16 protein-coding genes are annotated in these 15,775 nt (G+C 66.5%); 3 read left to right on the top strand and 13 right to left on the bottom strand.

Features of this window, described 5'->3' with window-relative positions:
* Window positions 1-2 precede the first annotated feature (2 nt).
* From miaB to ACYQ4W_RS01575, 7 genes are all read right to left on the bottom strand, one after another.
* Window positions 3-1,466: a tRNA (N6-isopentenyl adenosine(37)-C2)-methylthiotransferase MiaB gene (miaB, locus tag ACYQ4W_RS01605; RefSeq protein ID WP_459852063.1), complete on the bottom strand. Its 1,464-nt coding sequence runs from the start codon at window positions 1,464-1,466 to the stop codon at window positions 3-5.
* 131 nt (window positions 1,467-1,597) lie between these two features.
* Window positions 1,598-2,251, bottom strand: coding sequence for a methyltransferase family protein (locus ACYQ4W_RS01600; RefSeq protein ID WP_459852062.1), 654 nt, complete (start codon window positions 2,249-2,251; stop codon window positions 1,598-1,600).
* Complete coding sequence (locus ACYQ4W_RS01595) at window positions 2,248-2,904, bottom strand: adenylyl-sulfate kinase (protein WP_459852061.1); 657 nt, start codon at window positions 2,902-2,904, stop codon at window positions 2,248-2,250. Before ACYQ4W_RS01595 ends, ACYQ4W_RS01600 begins: the two co-directional genes overlap by 4 nt.
* A gap of 3 nt (window positions 2,905-2,907) precedes the next feature.
* The gene (locus ACYQ4W_RS01590) at window positions 2,908-4,014 is read right to left on the bottom strand and encodes a phosphotransferase family protein (protein ID WP_459852060.1); all 1,107 of its coding nucleotides are present in this window, start codon (window positions 4,012-4,014) and stop codon (window positions 2,908-2,910) included.
* Window positions 4,015-4,078: 64 nt separating this feature from the next.
* Window positions 4,079-5,014, bottom strand: coding sequence for a carbohydrate kinase family protein (locus ACYQ4W_RS01585; RefSeq protein ID WP_459852059.1), 936 nt, complete (start codon window positions 5,012-5,014; stop codon window positions 4,079-4,081).
* A gap of 45 nt (window positions 5,015-5,059) precedes the next feature.
* A complete protein-coding gene (gene cutA, locus ACYQ4W_RS01580; protein WP_459852058.1) occupies window positions 5,060-5,371 on the bottom strand; it encodes a divalent-cation tolerance protein CutA in 312 nt (103 codons plus the stop codon).
* A gap of 20 nt (window positions 5,372-5,391) precedes the next feature.
* A complete protein-coding gene (locus ACYQ4W_RS01575) occupies window positions 5,392-5,700 on the bottom strand; it encodes a hypothetical protein (protein WP_459852057.1) in 309 nt (102 codons plus the stop codon).
* Between the two features lie 250 nt (window positions 5,701-5,950).
* Between ACYQ4W_RS01575 and nth the strand changes: the two genes are divergently transcribed.
* Together nth and tgt are read left to right on the top strand one after the other, a co-directional pair.
* Complete coding sequence (gene nth, locus ACYQ4W_RS01570; protein WP_459852056.1) at window positions 5,951-6,628, top strand: endonuclease III; 678 nt, start codon at window positions 5,951-5,953, stop codon at window positions 6,626-6,628.
* The gene (tgt, locus tag ACYQ4W_RS01565; RefSeq protein ID WP_459852054.1) at window positions 6,625-7,770 is read left to right on the top strand and encodes a tRNA guanosine(34) transglycosylase Tgt; all 1,146 of its coding nucleotides are present in this window, start codon (window positions 6,625-6,627) and stop codon (window positions 7,768-7,770) included. The genes nth and tgt overlap by 4 nt, the downstream gene beginning before the upstream one ends.
* A 205-nt stretch (window positions 7,771-7,975) precedes the next feature.
* Here tgt and ACYQ4W_RS01560 read toward each other — a convergent pair whose 3' ends face one another.
* Window positions 7,976-8,437 carry a Fur family transcriptional regulator gene (locus ACYQ4W_RS01560; protein ID WP_459852051.1) on the bottom strand — a complete coding sequence of 154 codons (462 nt, stop codon included), beginning with the start codon at window positions 8,435-8,437 and terminating at the stop codon, window positions 7,976-7,978.
* Window positions 8,438-8,582: 145 nt separating this feature from the next.
* Between ACYQ4W_RS01560 and ACYQ4W_RS01555 the strand changes: the two genes are divergently transcribed.
* Window positions 8,583-8,753: a hypothetical protein gene (locus ACYQ4W_RS01555; protein WP_459852049.1), complete on the top strand. Its 171-nt coding sequence runs from the start codon at window positions 8,583-8,585 to the stop codon at window positions 8,751-8,753.
* Window positions 8,754-8,762: 9 nt separating this feature from the next.
* Here the strand turns inward: ACYQ4W_RS01555 and ACYQ4W_RS01550 are convergent, their stop codons facing one another.
* The 5 genes from ACYQ4W_RS01550 to fabZ all read right to left on the bottom strand — a co-directional run bounded on the left by ACYQ4W_RS01550 (window position 8,763) and on the right by fabZ (window position 15,774).
* On the bottom strand, window positions 8,763-10,163 hold the full coding sequence (locus ACYQ4W_RS01550; RefSeq protein ID WP_459852047.1) for a YhjD/YihY/BrkB family envelope integrity protein: 1,401 nt from the start codon (window positions 10,161-10,163) through the stop codon (window positions 8,763-8,765).
* A gap of 103 nt (window positions 10,164-10,266) precedes the next feature.
* The gene (locus ACYQ4W_RS01545; RefSeq protein WP_459852045.1) at window positions 10,267-13,494 is read right to left on the bottom strand and encodes an AsmA family protein; all 3,228 of its coding nucleotides are present in this window, start codon (window positions 13,492-13,494) and stop codon (window positions 10,267-10,269) included.
* A gap of 136 nt (window positions 13,495-13,630) precedes the next feature.
* A complete protein-coding gene (locus tag ACYQ4W_RS01540; protein ID WP_459852043.1) occupies window positions 13,631-14,476 on the bottom strand; it encodes an LpxI family protein in 846 nt (281 codons plus the stop codon).
* Between the two features lie 39 nt (window positions 14,477-14,515).
* Window positions 14,516-15,328 (bottom strand): acyl-ACP--UDP-N-acetylglucosamine O-acyltransferase, encoded by an 813-nt coding sequence (gene lpxA / locus ACYQ4W_RS01535; RefSeq protein WP_459852041.1) that lies wholly within the window; start codon window positions 15,326-15,328, stop codon window positions 14,516-14,518.
* Window positions 15,328-15,774: a 3-hydroxyacyl-ACP dehydratase FabZ gene (fabZ, locus tag ACYQ4W_RS01530; protein WP_459854423.1), complete on the bottom strand. Its 447-nt coding sequence runs from the start codon at window positions 15,772-15,774 to the stop codon at window positions 15,328-15,330. Before fabZ ends, lpxA begins: the two co-directional genes overlap by 1 nt.
* Window position 15,775: the final 1 nt, after the last annotated feature.

Genomic DNA, 15,775 nt, shown 5'->3' with positions numbered 1-15,775 from the left:
CTCTACCACGGCTGGCCCACCTTCTCTCCCAGAAGGGAGTGGTTCTTGGCCTCCACAATGCGCGCGCGCACCAGAAGCCCCGCCAACGCAAGCCCGGCGCCTTCAGACGCCGGCGCCTCCGGCCCGGCCGCCGCAATGTCGTCCAGGCGCAGGTTCACCACACGCCCGGCCTCGTCGCGGCCGCGCCAAAAGCACGGGCCGTCGTCCTGCTTGCGGCTCTTGGCCTCCAGCAGCACAATGGCCTCATGGCCCTCAAGGCTTTTTAGACTTTCTTTAGTAATGCTATTTTGTAAAGACTGCAAGCGCAAGAGCCGCGCCTTGGACACGCGCTCCTCCACCTTGGGCGTCATGCGCGCGCTGGCCACGCCGGGCCTGTCGGAATAGCAGAAGGAGAAGCTCGACTCGAAGCGCACGCGCTCCATCATCTCCAGGGTGGCGGCAAAGTCGTCCTCGGTCTCGCCGGGGAAGCCGACGATGAGGTCCGTGGTGAGCGAAAGCTCCGGCCGCGCGGCACGCAGCGCGCGCACGATGTCCAGATAGCGGGCGCGGTCGTACTTGCGGCCCATGCGCCGCAGCACCGCGTCGCTGCCCGCCTGCAAGGGCAGGTGCAGGGACGGGCACAGGTTCGGCAGCTCGCCAAAGGCGCGTATCACCGCCGGATCGATGTCCTTGGGATGCGAGGTGGTGAAGCGCAGGCGCAGCAGGCCGGGAATGGCCGCCACCTGGCGCAGCAGCTCGGCAAAGCCCATGCCCGCGCCGCCGCCCTGGCGCGAGGGGTCCAGGCCGTAGCTGTTGACGTTCTGCCCCAGCAGGGTGATTTCGCGCGCGCCCTGCTCCACGCGCTGACGGCATTCGGCCAGCACGGCCTCCGGCTGGCGCGACTTCTGCCTGCCGCGCGTGTAGGGCACGATGCAGTAGGCGCAGAAGTTGTCGCAGCCCTGCATGATGTTCACAAAGGCCTGGGCCGGACCGGCGTCGGGCTCGCCCTGGTCGGCGTCGAAGGCCGGGACGGCGGCGACGGGCAGCCCGCCTTTCAATACGCCCGTCAAAACATCCTCGCGCTCCGGGTAGACGGAGAGAAAATCAAGCAGGGCGATGCGCGCGGACGGGTCCTCGGCAAGGGTCTCCAGGGCGTCGGGCGCTCCGGCCACGCCGTCGGACCCGAACACCAGGCGCACAAAAGGGAAGCGCTCGAAAAAGCCCCGGCCGATCTGCTGAGCCACGCAGCCGCCCACGGCCGCGGTAAGGCCCGGCTTGCCGCGCTGATGGGTCAAAAGACGCCCCAGCTCGCTGTAGACCTTCTGCTCCGGCTTGTCGCGCACGCTGCAGGTGTTGACAACGAAGAACCAGGCGTCCTGCTCGTCCACCTGCCGCCACCCGCGCGCAATGAGGGCGCGGGCCAGCCAGTCCGAGTCGCCCACGTTCATTTGGCAGCCAAAGGTCACTATATGAAAGGTCTTGTCCAAGCAGAGCTCCGAAAAGGATTTCGCCGCAACGCAGGGTGCATCGCGAAGCGGGCATAGACTCCTTCGCGTTTCAGGTCAACGTTCGGCCCTGGGCCGAATTCCCTGCGGCGGCGAGGCATGGCGAAAAACATTCATTTTTGGCGTTTTGCCAAATTTGGAACAAACATCGGCACGCGCCGGACATAGTCAGCCCACACGCTTCCGAGGTCCTGGGAGAGGCGGCGTTCCTCGATGAGCGTGCCGAGGATCATGTATGCGCAGCCGAACACGGCGAACACCAGCCCGCCCAAAGTCTGCCGGGGGGCGGCCAAAAGAAACAGCATGCCCCCGGAATGCATGGGGTGGCGCACCAAGGAATAGGCCCCGCGCGTGCTGAAATCCTTGCGGATGTCGGCCTCGTCCGGCACGCGGCCGCGCACGGCGCTGAAAAATTGCGGCAGGCCGAGGAGCTTGAGCCCGCTCATGGAGAACCCGGCCCAGGCCAAAAGCGCCAGTCCCGCACCTTGGGCCAGGTACAGAAGAATCTTCGGCGCGCCTTCCAGGGCCCATAAAACTTGCGGCAGGTCCGGTTCCTTCACCAGCACAAGCCAAAAGGTCCACAGGCTGATGACGGTGTAGCCCAGGGGGTACAGGGCGTAACGCGGGCCAAGGACCAGCTCGCAGGCCGCCTTGACCCGGCGCGCGGCCAGCACGCTGTGCAAAAGCCCCCAGCCGGTCCACAACCCCAGGGCGTACGAAGCGTCGGCAATGGCCTCCGGGGTCAGTCCCCCGGAATCCGGGGTCACGCGGCGTCCTCGGTGTCGGGCGGCAGGCCGGGCAGCCAGGCGTCGAGGAAATTCAGCACGCGTCCGGCGTTCTCCTCCACCGGGCGCAGCGCGTCGAGCACGCACTCGGCCTCGGGGTTCTCCTCATAGGCCACGTCCACGCCCACCACCTGGCCCAGGCCCGGCACGGCGATGCCTGTGTGGCGGCGTTCCAGGGCCTTTTGGTACATGCCGGGCATGACGTAGCCCTTGTGGTGCGCCGCCAGGGTCTGCTGGCCCGAGCGCACGGCCTCGCGGCGCATGGCCTCGGCCAGGGGGCAGCGCACCAGCACCTCGGCAAAGCGCGGAATGAGCGCGCGCGCCTCTTGGCGCATGGCCAGCCGGTACGCCGTGGCGTCGAGGATGACGTTATGCCCCGCGGCGGTCATGTCCGCCGCCTCGCGGGCGAAGAGCGTGTAGGACTTTGCGCGTTCCTCGGCGCTGTAGTCCGGGGTGTGGAAGTAGCTCTTGCGGCGTTCGTCCATGCTGAGCAGCGTGGCCGCAACCCCGCGGGCGGAAAGCTCGTCGCGCACGGCGCGGGCGATGGTGCTCTTGCCGCAGCCGGGCAGACCCGTGAACCACAAGGCCCAGCCGGCTTGGCCGTCGGGGGCGGCGGTCGTCGTATCTTGCGGCATGGCTTACTCCAGCAGACGATTGACGTTGACCCAGTCGAAGGCGTCGTCATCCAGCACGCGGAACAGAAAACGCACCAATGCGCGCCGCACGGCGGGCGGATGATTGGGATACCATTCCGGCGACACGATGACCAGCGCCCGGAACACGAAGAACGGCGCCATGACTTCGAGCACTTCGGCGTCGCCGCTCTTGGCCAGGTATTCGCGGAACAGCGTGTTCCAAAGCTCCGCAAAGGGGCCTTCCAGGCGCGGTGCTTCCGGGTTCTGCAGCAGGCCGAAGAGCAGGTAGTTGGCCGCAAGCGAGGCCAGGTCGCTGGCCGGCTCGCCCCACTCGCCCCGGCTGCGGTCCAGCACGGAGAATCCGCCGCGTCCGTCGGCCAGGATGTTCCAGGGGTGCACGTCGCCGTGGACCACGGCCAGCCGGTGGGCATAGCCGCGCAGCTTCCAGCGCCAGTCGATAAGGCGCTTCTCCAGGGCGATGAAGTCCGCGTCGGGCAAAAAATCGCAGGGGTGGGGGAAGGCCTCGTCGATGAGGCCCATGATGCACTCGCTGGCGCCCAGCAGGTTGCGCACGTGGCGGTAGTAAAGGTCCGGGTCGGCCTTCTTGTCCGCGTGGATGTCCGCCAGCCAGTGCGCCAGGCTGCGGGCCAGGGCCGTGTCGCCGGGGCGGAAGTCGCCGCCCTGGCCGGCAGAGCCGGAGATGCGCTCCAGGTCCTGGAAGTAGTCGTAGCCCTCGAGCTTTTCGTTGAGGATGAAGAATTCCTGGGGCTGGGCAACGGGGATGAGGCGGCTCTGGGCGTCCACGTAGCCCAGGCCCATGGGCCGCACGTGGCGCGGCAGGCGGGCGCTGGTCTCGAACTGGAACATGAGGATGGCCGCGCGGTCCCAGTAGAACTGGTGGCCGTACTTGTCGCCGCGCATCACCGAGAGCACGCCCTCGCGCTCGCGGCCGCCCGCGGTGAAGCGCACCAGCAGCGGCTTGCCGTAGCCGAAGCGCTTGATGCCCTGCTTGTCCAGGGTGCCGATGGCCCCAAGGTCCACGAGCCGCGCGTCAGGCCCGTAGGCCTGGCGCAGGTACTCGGCGACGCTCTCCGGCTTCAGGTCGATCACGAGACCCTCCTTGAGAACCGGTTGCCGCCCGGCTGGAGATCAGCGGCGGCCTGTGGCGGCCAGCCTAGATGGTCTGGCCGAAGTTCGCGTTCAGCTTGGCGTTGAAGGCGTCCATGGTGAAGCTGTGCTCCTGGGTGCCCTTCTTCTCCACGCAGAAGGCCGCGCACACGCTGCCCAGGGCCGCGGCGTCGGCCAGGCTCTTGCCCAGGCTCAGGCCCTTCAGCAGCCCGGCGCGGTAGGCGTCGCCCGCGCCCGTGGGGTCAAGGGCCTTGTCCACCTTCACGGCGGCAACCTTGGTCTCCTTGGCGCCCTCCGCAATGAGGCTGCCCTGGTCGCCCAGGGTGGTGACGAGCGCGCCGGTGCGCTTCAAGAGCTCCGCGCGGGAAAGGCCGGTGGCCTTCATCACCATCTCCAGCTCGTAGTCGTTGGTGCACAGGGCGAAGGAGCCCTCGATGGCGCTGGCCATCTGCGCGCCGGAAAGCGCCGTGATCTGCTGGCCCGGATCGAAGATGTATGGAATGCCGGCCTTCTTGAAATACTCCGGCAGCTCGATCATGTCGTTCACGTTGCCCGGAGAGATGATGGCCATGGTCTTGCCGTCGTGCTTTTCCGGGAACTTGTAGCCGCAACGCTCGCGCATGGCGCCGGGGTTGAAGCCGGTGATCTGGTTGTCGGTCTCGTCCGTGGTGATGTACGCCCCGGCGGTGAACTGCTCGGCCACGGTGCGTATGCCCGCCAGCGAAAGGCCGAAGCCCTCCAGGCGTTTGGCATAGGGCGCAAAGTCCTTGCCCGCGGCGGCGAGGATCAGCGGCTTTTCGCCCAGCATGGCCAGATTGTAGGCGATGTTGCCCGCGGTGCCGCCAAAATACTCGTTCATGCCGTCCACCAGGAAGCAGACGTTCAGGATGTGGATTTTGTCCGGCAGGATGTGGTCGGCGAACTTGCCGGGAAAGTTCATGATGCGGTCGAGTGCGACGGAACCGGCGACGTAAAGCTGCATGAATCCTCCAGATATGGCGGAAAAACCGCCGGGTGATGTGTCGTTTCAGCGCGGCGCGGTTTCGTCCTCGATCCAGCGCAAAAAATCCGGGTTGCCGGCGGCGATGGGCAGGGCGACCACGCAGGGGCAGTCGTAGCTGTGCGCGCGGGTCAGGGCCTCGGTGAGGGCCGGGACCAGCGCCTCGGTGGTCTTGAGGATGAGCACGACCTCGTCGGCCTGCTCCAGCCTGCCCTGCCACCAGTACAGCGAGCGCATGCCCGGCAGGATGTTGGCGCAGGCGGCCAGGCGGCCCTCCACGGCCAAGTGCGCAAGGCTTTCGGCCTCGGCCCGGCTGGGCGCGGTGACGTAAACCATCATGTGCGCGCCCACGGGGATGCCTACTTTGCGGGCTTGACGCCGGACTTGGCGCACAGCGGCTTGGCGCCCGCCTTGGCCGTGCCCAGGTATTCCGCAACGGTCTGCGCTTCGTCGTCCGTCAGCTTGGCGCCGTTGCCGCGCATGCGCTCCACGGTCTGCTGCCAGACCTCCGGCGTGCGGCTGCCCAGCCTGTCGCAGATGCGCGCCGTGTCGTGACAGGCGGAGCAACGCTCCGCAGTCAGCTTGCCCGCGCTCACCTGGGCGAACACCAGGGAGACGACCATGAGCAAGGAGTAGGAACCGACCGCAAAAATAACTAGCTTTTTCAACGTGCTGCCCTCGTAGCGAGAAACTGTCCGCGGGTCGAGCCATGCGGCCTCGCTCCACGGTTTCAATCACACTTCAGCACTCCTGGCAACTTGAAATGCGCGCACGGTCAAAATCTATTCATCCATTTGTTTTTGCAGTTCATTTGTCGCACAGCCGTGCTGCGTGCAATCCGGCCCTTGCCTCCCGCCACGGCGGATGCTACCCACGCCGGAATCGCCGCCCCTCGCGGGCGGCAACGGAGGACACGCCATGCCCGCAAAAACCGCCGCGCCAGGGCCCCAGGACAAAGCCCGGGCCCAGGCCATCTTCGCCATTCTGGCCGCGCGCTACCCCGCGCCCGCGCCCATGCTGGACTACACCGACGCCTGGGGCCTGCTTGTGGCCACGGTGCTGGCCGCCCAGTGCACGGACGCCCGCGTGAACAAGGTGACGCCGGAGTTCTTTCGCCGCTGGCCCGGCATCGCGGACCTGGCCAAGGCCGAGGTGGCGGAGATTGAGGAAGTGGTGCGCTCCACCGGGTTTTATCACAACAAGGCCAAGAACCTGAAGGCCGCGGCCCAGCGCGTCATGACCGTGTACGGCGGCGCGGTGCCCCGCACCATGGCCGAGCTCGTCACCCTGGGCGGCGTGGCCCGCAAAACCGCCAACATCGTGCTCGGCAGCGCCTTCGGCATCAACGAGGGCATCGCCGTGGACACGCACGTCACGCGCCTGTCATTCCGTCTCGGGCTCACCCAAAGCGTGGACCCCAAAATCATCGAAAAGGACCTCATGCCGCTCTTTGAGCGCGAACAATGGGCCGACATCAACCACTTCCTCGTGTTCTTCGGCCGCGAGGTCTGCGACGCCCGCAAACCCAAATGCGCCGACGCCGGCAACGGGCCCTGCCCCCTGGCCGCGCTCTGCCCCCGCAAAGGACTCAAATGACCGACACAGCATCCACCCTCGGCCAGTTCACCATCAAGGCCACCGAGGGCCAGGCCCGGCGCGGCAGCCTCGTCACCAGCCACGGCGTCATCGAAACGCCCATCTTCATGCCCGTGGGCACCCAGGGCAGCGTGAAGGCCCTGGCCCCGCAGGACCTGGAGGACGCGGGCTCCCAGATCATCTTGGGCAACACCTACCACCTATACCTGCGCCCCGGCGACGAGCTTTTGGCGCGCATGGGCGGCCTGCACCGCTTCGCTAGCTGGAAAAAGCCCATTTTGACCGACAGCGGCGGCTTCCAGGTCTTCAGCCTCAAGGAGATCCGCAAACTCTCCGAGGAAGGCGTGGAGTTCCGCTCGCACATCGACGGCAGCAAGCATTTCTTCTCGCCCGAGAAAGTCATGAGCATTCAGAACAACATCGGCTCGGACATCATGATGGTGCTGGACGAGTGCGTGGCCTACGGCGCGGACTACGACTACACGGCCAAGTCCCTGGAGCTGACCACGCGCTGGGCAAAGCGCTGCCGCGCCGCGCACCCCAAGCACAAGAACGGGCAGCTCTTGTTCGGCATCGTGCAGGGCGGATTCTTCAAGGACCTGCGCGAGCGCAGCCTGGAGCAGCTGGCCGAGGTCGACTTCGACGGCTTCGCCATCGGCGGGCTTTCCGTGGGCGAAAGCATCCCCGAGATGTACGACATGCTGGGGCACATAGCCCCCATGCTGCCCGCGGCCACCCCGCGCTACCTCATGGGCGTGGGCACCCCGCTGGACATCCTGACCGGCATCGAGTGCGGCGTGGACATGTTCGACTGCGTGCTGCCCACGCGAAACGCCCGCAACGGCACGCTCTACACCAGCCGAGGCAAGGTGAACATCCGCCGGGCCGAGTACCGCGAGGACGCCTCGCCGCTCGATCCCGACTGCCAGTGCTACACCTGCCGCAACTTCAGCAAGGCCTACCTGCGCCACCTGTACGTGGCCCAGGAGATATTGAGCTACCGGCTCAATTCGCTGCACAACATAACCTTCTTCCTCACGCTGGTGCGCCAGGCCAGAAAGGCCATCGAGGAAGGACGCTTCGCCGCGCTCAAGGCGCATTACGTGGAGGTCTTCGCCGGGGGCGACGGGGCGGGCAAATAGCGGGCGCCGCTTTCCGGTCCGGGCGCCAGGGCTCGGAGCGCAGCGTCGTCATCAAGCCGGCGAGGTTTCTGTTCTGCTGCCGGGGCACGCCGTTCCGCTCGGCCCACAAGGCGGCCGGCGCGCCGCATGTGTCGGACGTGTCGGATGCTCCGGGCGCTTCAGGTGCGGACGCGGCAAAAGCGGGAGGGCACGGGGCTGGACGAATCTAGGCCTTGTTCTGGCAGGCCGGGCACACCCCGTACAGATCCATCTTGTGGCGCTCCAGGCGGAAGCCGTACTTGGCGGCAAGCTCTTCCTGGCGGCTTTCGATGACCGGGTCCATGATCTCGATGTTGCGGCCGCAGGTCTCGCAGATGAGATGGTCGTGGTGCTCCGCGCCGAAGTGCGGCTCGTAGCGGGTGATGCCGTCGGCGAAGCTCACGGCCTCGGCCAAACCGCAGCCGGCCAGCAGCTTGAGGGTGCGGTACACGGTTGCCTGGCCGATGGAGCCGTCGCGGCGCTTCACCTTGGCGTAAAGCTCCTCGCTGGAGACATGGCCGGGCTCGAGCAGAAAGATGTCCAGAATCAGCCGGCGTTGCGGGGTTATCTTCAGGCGGTGCTCCTGAAGATAGGCGGTGAACGCCTGGTGCGGTGTCTGCCAGTCCGAGGAATCATTTTTTGCGCGCATGTGGTGCCTCTTATGGAATGCCCGGCATTTCTGTCAATGCGGGAATGCAAAACCCTGTCGGTTTACGAAGCTTGACAGACCACCATGCCTGGGGTGTATTGGGCCAGCGTGCGCGTCTTTACCGTTGCGCGCAAGAAGGATGAACATGCTGGAACTTTCCCTTTGGGTCCTCGGTGGCGTGTTTGTGCTGGGCCTTGTGTCCTTCCGCTTGGCGCGCAAGCCCAGAAAGCAGCACGACATGGAACTGTTGGAATTCGATTTCGACAAGAGCAAATGCTACGAGAAAGACGGACGCAAATTCCCGTTTTCTTATTAATTTACTCCACTATCCCACATTCTTGGCGCGTATGCGCTCCAGTTCCTGCGCCCGGGCCGCCTCGGTGCGCAGGGCTTCGGCTTCGCTTTGCGCATACTCGGCCAGGCTCACGTTGGCCGGGCTTTGGCGCACGGCCTCGGCAAAGGCCGCAAACAGCGGATCAACGCTCGACTCCAGCACCGTGCTGCAGCTCAGGCCGTCGCCGCAGTTCTCGATGACCGCGACGACATCGGCCAGGCGGATGTTCTGCGCCGCCACGGCCAGGCCGTAGCCTCGCTCGTCCTCCTCGCCCAGGGGCACGGTCAGCCCCACCTCGGCCAGGGCCGCCAGGGTCTCCATGACCACATCCTCCGGCAGGTGCAGCGCGCGGGCAAGCTCCGCCCCGGACAGGGGCGAAAGCCCGGCGGCGAACCGCGCCTCGATGTGCGTGAGCGCCGCCACGGCCACCTTCTGGCGCGAGAGCGGGCTCATGTTCTCCGAAAGCCCCCGGCGCACAAAGGCGCCCAGGTGCTGCACCGCGTAGGAGACCTCCGCGCCCACGAGCACGATGATCCAGCTGATGTACAGCCAGACCAGGAACAGGGGCAACTGCGCGAAACTGCCGTAAATGGCGTTGTATTTCGTGAAGCCGATCTGCCAGTGGATGTAGAACCACTGGGCCGACTGCCACATGGTGCCGGCCACGATGCCGCCCGCCACGGCGGACCTGAGCTTGACCTTGGTGTTGGGCACGAAGGCGTACACAAAGGTGAAGCCCACCCACACCAGGGCCAGGGAGATGACCTTGAGGATGAACTTTTCCAGGCCGTCGTAGCCGGGATTGCTGACGAACTCGTGCACGAGATCGAGCTTTTGCACGGCCACGGTGAAGCTGGCCGCCACCAGGACGATGATGGGGCAGATGACGATGATGGAGAAGAAGTCCGTGAACTTGCGCCAGCTCGTGCGGCCTTTTTTCACGCCCCATATGGAGTTGAAGGCGCGCTCCACATTGCCCACGGTGGTGAACACCGTGACGAGCAGCGTGCCCACGCCGATCCAGCCCAGGGTTTTGACGTTGGTGTTGCCGATGTACTGCAGGATCTTGTCCACCACCTCCGCGCGCCCGGCCGAAACGCCCATGAGGAAGTCGCGGAAGAAATCGGCGTTCTGCAGGCCAAAGCCCTTGGAAATGGAGAAGGCCACGGCCAAAAGCGGCACGATGGACAAGATGGTGATGAAGGTGAGCGCCGAGGCCCGGATGATGCAGTGGTCGGCCAGAAAGCCCGTGGAGACCATGTAGATGAGCCGCGACAGGGCGAAGACGCCCCTGTGCGCGCCGCTCGCCTGGTCGGAATCCTTGGCCCAGATGTTCTGCCGGAAGTGGCGCTCCAGCGCCCCCCGCACACCCTTGAAACCTTGCTTCGCCATGTCTGCACCCGCCTGTGATTATGCGCCTGCCCTGCTGTGTCCGACGCGCTGAAACGTCTGCGCCGAGCTCTGCGAAGAGCCCGCTGCGCTGCGACCGCTGCGCTTAGAACAGCAGATCCTTGAAGAACTTTATGGGCTTGAGGGGTATGCCCAAAATCTCCTTGATGGTATTGCCGATGAGCGCGCCCGTGGAGATCTCCATCTCCGGGTCCTTGAGCCGGCCGAACACCCGCATGGGCACGTCCGGCATGCCGGGCATGTTGGCCGTCAGGCTCACGTTGATGGTGTCCTCGGCCGGGCTGAAGCGGCCCTTGCCCGTGACGACCATGTTCGGGCCGTCCATGCGGAAGTCATCGCTGGCGAACACGCCCTGCTTCACCTTGAGCCGCGCCGAGGCCTGGGAGAACTGCGAGCCCGGTCGCTTTTGCGCAACGTGCTGGGGCGCCAGGCTGACGCCGTGCTTGCCTGTGGGCGGCGCGCTGGGCGGGGCGGCGGCTGCGGCGGCCTCTGCGCTGGATGATGTCGTCACATAGGAGCCGTTGAGGACCTTGAAGGAGCCGAGCCCCTCAAGGGTGCGCAGAATGTCCGTGTCCGTGGCGCCCACGCCGGTCAGGTCGAAGAACAGGTCGGCCTTGCCCGTGGCGACCTCCTTGCCCGCCCAGCCCAGCATGAAGGGCCCGAGCTGAAAGTCCTTGGCCGCCAGGGCCAGCCGGGTTTGCATGCCGCCCGCCACCACCTGGGCCGAGAACTCGCCGGAGAGTGTGCCCCCGTAGAAGTTGCCGCCCAGGGGCTTCATCAGCAGCGAGCCGCCATGCGCGCTCATGGTGGTCTTGAAGTCGCGCGTGGTGAGCCCGCGGTACTTGAAGCTGCGCAGGGCGAAGTTGCCGTCCATGTTCAGCTCGCGCAGCGCCTCCACGGGCAGCGCCTCCGGGGCCGGGCGCTCCGGCTTCACGCCGCGCTTGGGCGTTTCCGGCGCGGGCAGGTAGCGGTCCAGGTCGAAGTTGCCGCCCGCAAGCGAAACCGTGTGCCGGGGCGCGTCGAAATTCTGCATGGAGTATGAGCCGCGCAGGGGCATGTCGTCCAGCTGCGCCGCAATGTTCGTCAGGTTGAGCCCCTTGGCCGTCAGGGTCATGTCCGCCTCGCCGCTCACGCGCTGCAGCGCGCGCTTGTCCGAGGACTTGGGCACCTTGACTTCCAGGGCCGTGAGCACGCGCTTGGGGTCGCCGTCCGGGCAGCGTATGCGCCCGGCGAGGGAATAGTTCGCGCCCAGCACCTTTGTGCCCGTCAGCGGTCCGGAAAGGGTGAGGCCGCAGGTCTGCACCGTGGCCGCGCTGAGGTTGAGGCTCTGGGAGGCGAAGTCCATGCTGCCCTTGCCGGAGAAGCTGGCCTCGTTCTCGCGTTTGGGCAAAAACCAGCCCTTGAGGCGGCCGCTGGCCGCGGCGCCGGTCAAGGTCACGCGGCCCTGCTGGCTGCGCGCAAGACCGGAAACCTTGGCGTCCAGATTGAGCAGCGGCTTGGTGCCCACGGCGGAGAACCCGCCGTCCAGCTGCACGGCCCATTCGGCATCGCCCGCTGGGGCCGGGGCAAAGCGCCCCTGGGCCGAGAGCGAGGAGAACAGCATGCGCCGGGGCGCGGTCTTGGGCTGGCCCGCATCGGGAGAGATGTCGAGCTGCGAGGCCCCGAGGGTGGCCGAGACTTCGCCCGCGGCGCGGCGCGCCACGACGCCGAGCTTGGCCGTTGCGGGCGCAGGCGCGGGCTTGGCCTCGGCCCTGGCGCGCAGGTCCATGCGGCCGCTGGTGGCCACCCCGGCCTTGTTGAGCCAGGACACCTGCCGCGCGTCCACGCCGTCCATGCGCAAATTGCCGGACCAGCCGAGCACCGTGGGCCCGGGCAGTTCCGCCGTGGGCCGCAGGGCGGGCTTGCCCGGGGCGAAGCTGGCCGAAATGTCCGCGGCGATGGCGCCGCCCTGGGCCTTCAACTGCTTGAGCTGCGCCTTGTGCGTGCCGCCGCCGGCCTGCCAGGCGATCTCCGCGCCCTGCCCGGTCACCCCGGCGAGCTTCAGCACCTCCGCCTTGATGCGGCCCTCGCCCTTGACGCGGCACAGGTAGGTCAGGGGCAGGTCGCCCACAACAACGGGCGTGCTGGTGGCGTTTGACGTGAAGGCCGCAATGTCCGCGTCCACGTCGAGCTTGTCCGCGCTCAGGTCGAAGCTCAGCCCGGAAACGGCGTCGTCCTCGAACCCCATGCGCACCTTGCCCTTGAAGTGCGCGTTGTCCGCGCTCAGGCCTGGCGTCTCGAACACCAGCTGGTTCACGTCGGCGTTGATGTTCAGCGGCCCCTCCGCCGTGGTCATGGCGCCGACGTGATCGTGGGCGATGGTGCCGGGCCAGTAGGCGTTGATGACCAAACGCGGGCTGAAGCGGCCGATCTTGAGCTTGGCGCCCAGGCGGAACATCTCGGTGACGTCGAAGAAGGTGATATCGCCGCTCACGTCCGCGCCGATGAGCCGCAAACGCACGTCCGAGAGCACAAGATCCTTGCCGCCGCCCTCAAGGGTGAGCACGGTGGAAATGGCGGCCTTGGGCGCGCTCTTGGGCAGCCAGGGCCCGCTGATCTCGCCCTTGACCTGGGTCTCGGTGAACAACGGTTCCGGGTCGGCCTTGCTCCAGTGCAGCTTGCCCGTGCCCTCAAGGTGGGCGGAAAGCTCCGGCCGCGGCCAGAAGAAATCCGTGGAGACGGTGAAGGGCAGCGCCTTGCCGGATTCGATGTGCCCGGTGCGCAGGGTGAGCCCGGTGGTGATGTAGCTGTGGTTGTGCTTCAGGTCGTCGAGCCGGGCCTGGCTGTTGACGAGGCGGATGCCGCGCAGGGTGATCTTGTGGAAGAAGCTGTCGGCGCGCTCGCTGGCGTTTTCCTGGGCGCTCAGGTGTTCCACCAGACCTTCCCAGTTGCCCCGGCCCTCATGGTCCATGGTCAGCACCAGGGCGGCCTCGCCCAACTCCACCGTGTCGAACACGAGATGTTTTTTGAACAGCGGCAGCACCTTGATGTGCGCGCTGAGGGTTTCCGCAGTGAGCAGCGGCGTTTCGCCGAAGGCCGGGTCGTTGCCCAGGCTCACGCCATCGGCCCTGAGGCCGAACCAGGGAAACACGCTGATGGTGAGGTCGCCCGCAAGCCGCACTTCACGGCCGGTGGCCTCGTGGATCATCTGCGCCAGTTCGTGCCGGAACTCCGGCGTGCGCATGTAGCTGGAGGCCCACCAAACGGCGGAGCCGGCGGCCAAGGCGAAAACGCCCAGGCAGCACAGCAGGATGAGGAGAAGTCTCTTGCGCATGGGCCTCATTGCGGTGTGCGTCGGCTGCGGGAAATTCCGGTCCGGCCGCAGGGCCCGTTTTGTTCCGGCGCCCGGGTAAGGCATAGCGACTTTAGCGTGGCCCGGCAAGCGGCACCGGCGCTATGACGCAGGGAGGTTACCCGCCGAGGTCGTCCTTTGTAAGCCCGACGATGGCCACGCCATAGCGGTCGGCAATCTCAAGCGTGGTCTCCATGTCGAAGAAAAGACTCTTGCCGGCCTCCACGCCAAGGCACACGCCCTTGCCCTTGGAAAGCACGCGCACAGTGTCCGGGCCCACGCTCGGCAGATCCACGCGCTCCTCCTGGCCGGGCTTCATGACCTTCACGGCCACGCACCCCGCCCCGCCCAGCTCGCAGCCCCTGCGGATGGCCGCGTCCGTGCCCTCCAGGGCCTCCACCGCGGCCACTATGCCCTCGCGCAGCACAACGCACTGGCCGATGTCCAGCCGGCCCATTTCGCGCGCCAGGCGGGCTCCTGCGCGCAAATCGGCCCACTCGCGCTCGTCCGGGGCGCGGCGCGTCAGCACGCCCGCGGGCGTCAGCAGCCCCTGGGCGTAGCTCTGGGGAGGCACAAGCTCCATGCCTTCCTCCTCCAGCACGCCGGAGACGGCGCGCAGGATGGCGTCGTCGCCCTTGGCCTTGAGGGAGAAGAGGATCTTGACCGCGCGCGCGTCGAAGTGGCGGATGTCCATGACGCCGGGCTTGTGGATGGTGCCGGCCATGACGACCTGCTCCACCTTGTTCTCTTTCAGAAAGTCGAGGAGCTTGGCCAACTGGCCCAGCTTGAGCTCGCGCCAGGCGTCGGCCAGGGGGTAGACTTCGGGATTGGTGTGCCCGGTGAACCCGGCCACGATGAGGCGGTGGCCCTGCGCCTTGACGCCCTGGGCCACGAGCACGGGGAACTGACGCCCCCCGGCGATGAGTCCGATGACCTTGGTGCGGTGCTCCAGTGCTGCGTTCATGGTGTGCGCCGTCCCGCCGCCTTGGGACGCAAGGCGGTGCTAGTCCTCGCCACCGGACGAGCTGCGCCCGGCATCGGTGGTGATGCCGCGCACGGTGCTGCGGATGAACTCCACCAGGCGGATGACCTCGGGCACGTCGGGCAGGTCGGCCAGGGCCTTCTGCAAGGCTTCCTCGCGCATGAGTCCGGAGCGGAAGATGATGCGGTAGGCTTTTTTGATGGCCCCGATGCTGGCGCTGGAAAAGCCCCGGCGCTTGAGCCCGATGAGATTCGGGCCATAGAGCTTGCCGCGGGTGCCCTGGGCCAGCATGTAGGGCGGCACGTCGTTGCTGTAGCCCGAAAGGCCGCCCAGGAAGGCGTATTCGCCGATGCGCGCGAACTGCTGCACCGCCGCCATGCCGGAGACGATGGCGAAGTCGCCGATCTCGACATGTCCGGCCATGCTCACGGCGTTGGCCACGGTGACGTTGTTGCCGATGATGCAGTCGTGCGCCACGTGGGCATAGGCCATGAACAGGCAGTGCGAGCCGATGCGCGTCTCCAGGTGGCCCTGGGGGGTGCCCCGGTGCACGGTGACGAATTCGCGGAAATGGTTCTGCTCGCCGATGCGCACCCAGGTCTCCTCGCCCTTGAAGCCGAGGTGCTGGGGCTCGTCGCCCAGGCAGGCATAGGAATGGATGTGGTTGCCCGCGCCCATGGTGGTGTAGTTCTTGACCTGCGAGAACGCGTCAAGAATCGAGCCGTCGCCGATCTCGACCTTTTCTTCGATGACGCAGTAAGCGCCGACCCGCACGTCCGCGCCGAGCTTGGCGCCCGGATGCACGACGGCGGTAGGATGGATCGTGGTCGTCACTACATTTTCCCCTTGTCCACAACAGCGGCGGAGAACACGCCCTCGGCCGCGACCTGGCCGTCGACCGTGGCGATGCCCTGCATTTTCCAAATGTTCATTTTACGGCGCAGCACTTTGGCTTCAAGCATCAGCTGGTCGCCGGGCACCACGGGACGGCGGAACTTCGCCTCCTGTATTCCGGCGAACAAAAAGAGCTTTTCTCCAGCGTCGATACCGAGGCTCTGCACCACGAAGATGCCGCCGGCCTGGGCCAGGGCCTCCATGATGAGCACGCCGGGCATGATGGGCTGGCCGGGGAAGTGCCCCTGGAAGAAATTCTCGTTGAAGGTGACGTTCTTGTAAGCCTTGATGCTCACGCCGGGCTCGAGTTCGAGCACGCGGTCCACCAAAAGAAAGGGGTAGCGGTGGGGCAGCATGCCCAGAATGCGCTGGATGTCGAGGGGCATC

The organism is Humidesulfovibrio idahonensis, assembly GCF_054657715.1.
This window is presented reverse-complemented; position numbering and strand designations above follow the sequence as displayed.

Excerpts from the sequence above, each read along its gene's own strand:
- fabZ (WP_459854423.1), bottom strand. The coding sequence starts at position 15,774 with ATGCCCCTCGACATCCAGCGCATTCTGGGCATGCTGCCCCACCGCTAC.
- ACYQ4W_RS01595 (WP_459852061.1), bottom strand. The coding sequence starts at position 2,904 with ATGCCGCAAGATACGACGACCGCCGCCCCCGACGGCCAAGCCGGCTGG.
- ACYQ4W_RS01585 (WP_459852059.1), bottom strand. The coding sequence starts at position 5,014 with ATGCAGCTTTACGTCGCCGGTTCCGTCGCACTCGACCGCATCATGAAC.
- ACYQ4W_RS01560 (WP_459852051.1), bottom strand. The coding sequence starts at position 8,437 with ATGCGCGCAAAAAATGATTCCTCGGACTGGCAGACACCGCACCAGGCG.
- tgt (WP_459852054.1), top strand. The coding sequence starts at position 6,625 with ATGACCGACACAGCATCCACCCTCGGCCAGTTCACCATCAAGGCCACC.
- cutA (WP_459852058.1), bottom strand. The coding sequence starts at position 5,371 with ATGATGGTTTACGTCACCGCGCCCAGCCGGGCCGAGGCCGAAAGCCTT.
- ACYQ4W_RS01555 (WP_459852049.1), top strand. The coding sequence starts at position 8,583 with ATGCTGGAACTTTCCCTTTGGGTCCTCGGTGGCGTGTTTGTGCTGGGC.
- nth (WP_459852056.1), top strand. The coding sequence starts at position 5,951 with ATGCCCGCAAAAACCGCCGCGCCAGGGCCCCAGGACAAAGCCCGGGCC.
- ACYQ4W_RS01540 (WP_459852043.1), bottom strand. The coding sequence starts at position 14,476 with ATGAACGCAGCACTGGAGCACCGCACCAAGGTCATCGGACTCATCGCC.
- ACYQ4W_RS01550 (WP_459852047.1), bottom strand. The coding sequence starts at position 10,163 with ATGGCGAAGCAAGGTTTCAAGGGTGTGCGGGGGGCGCTGGAGCGCCAC.
- ACYQ4W_RS01545 (WP_459852045.1), bottom strand. The coding sequence starts at position 13,494 with ATGCGCAAGAGACTTCTCCTCATCCTGCTGTGCTGCCTGGGCGTTTTC.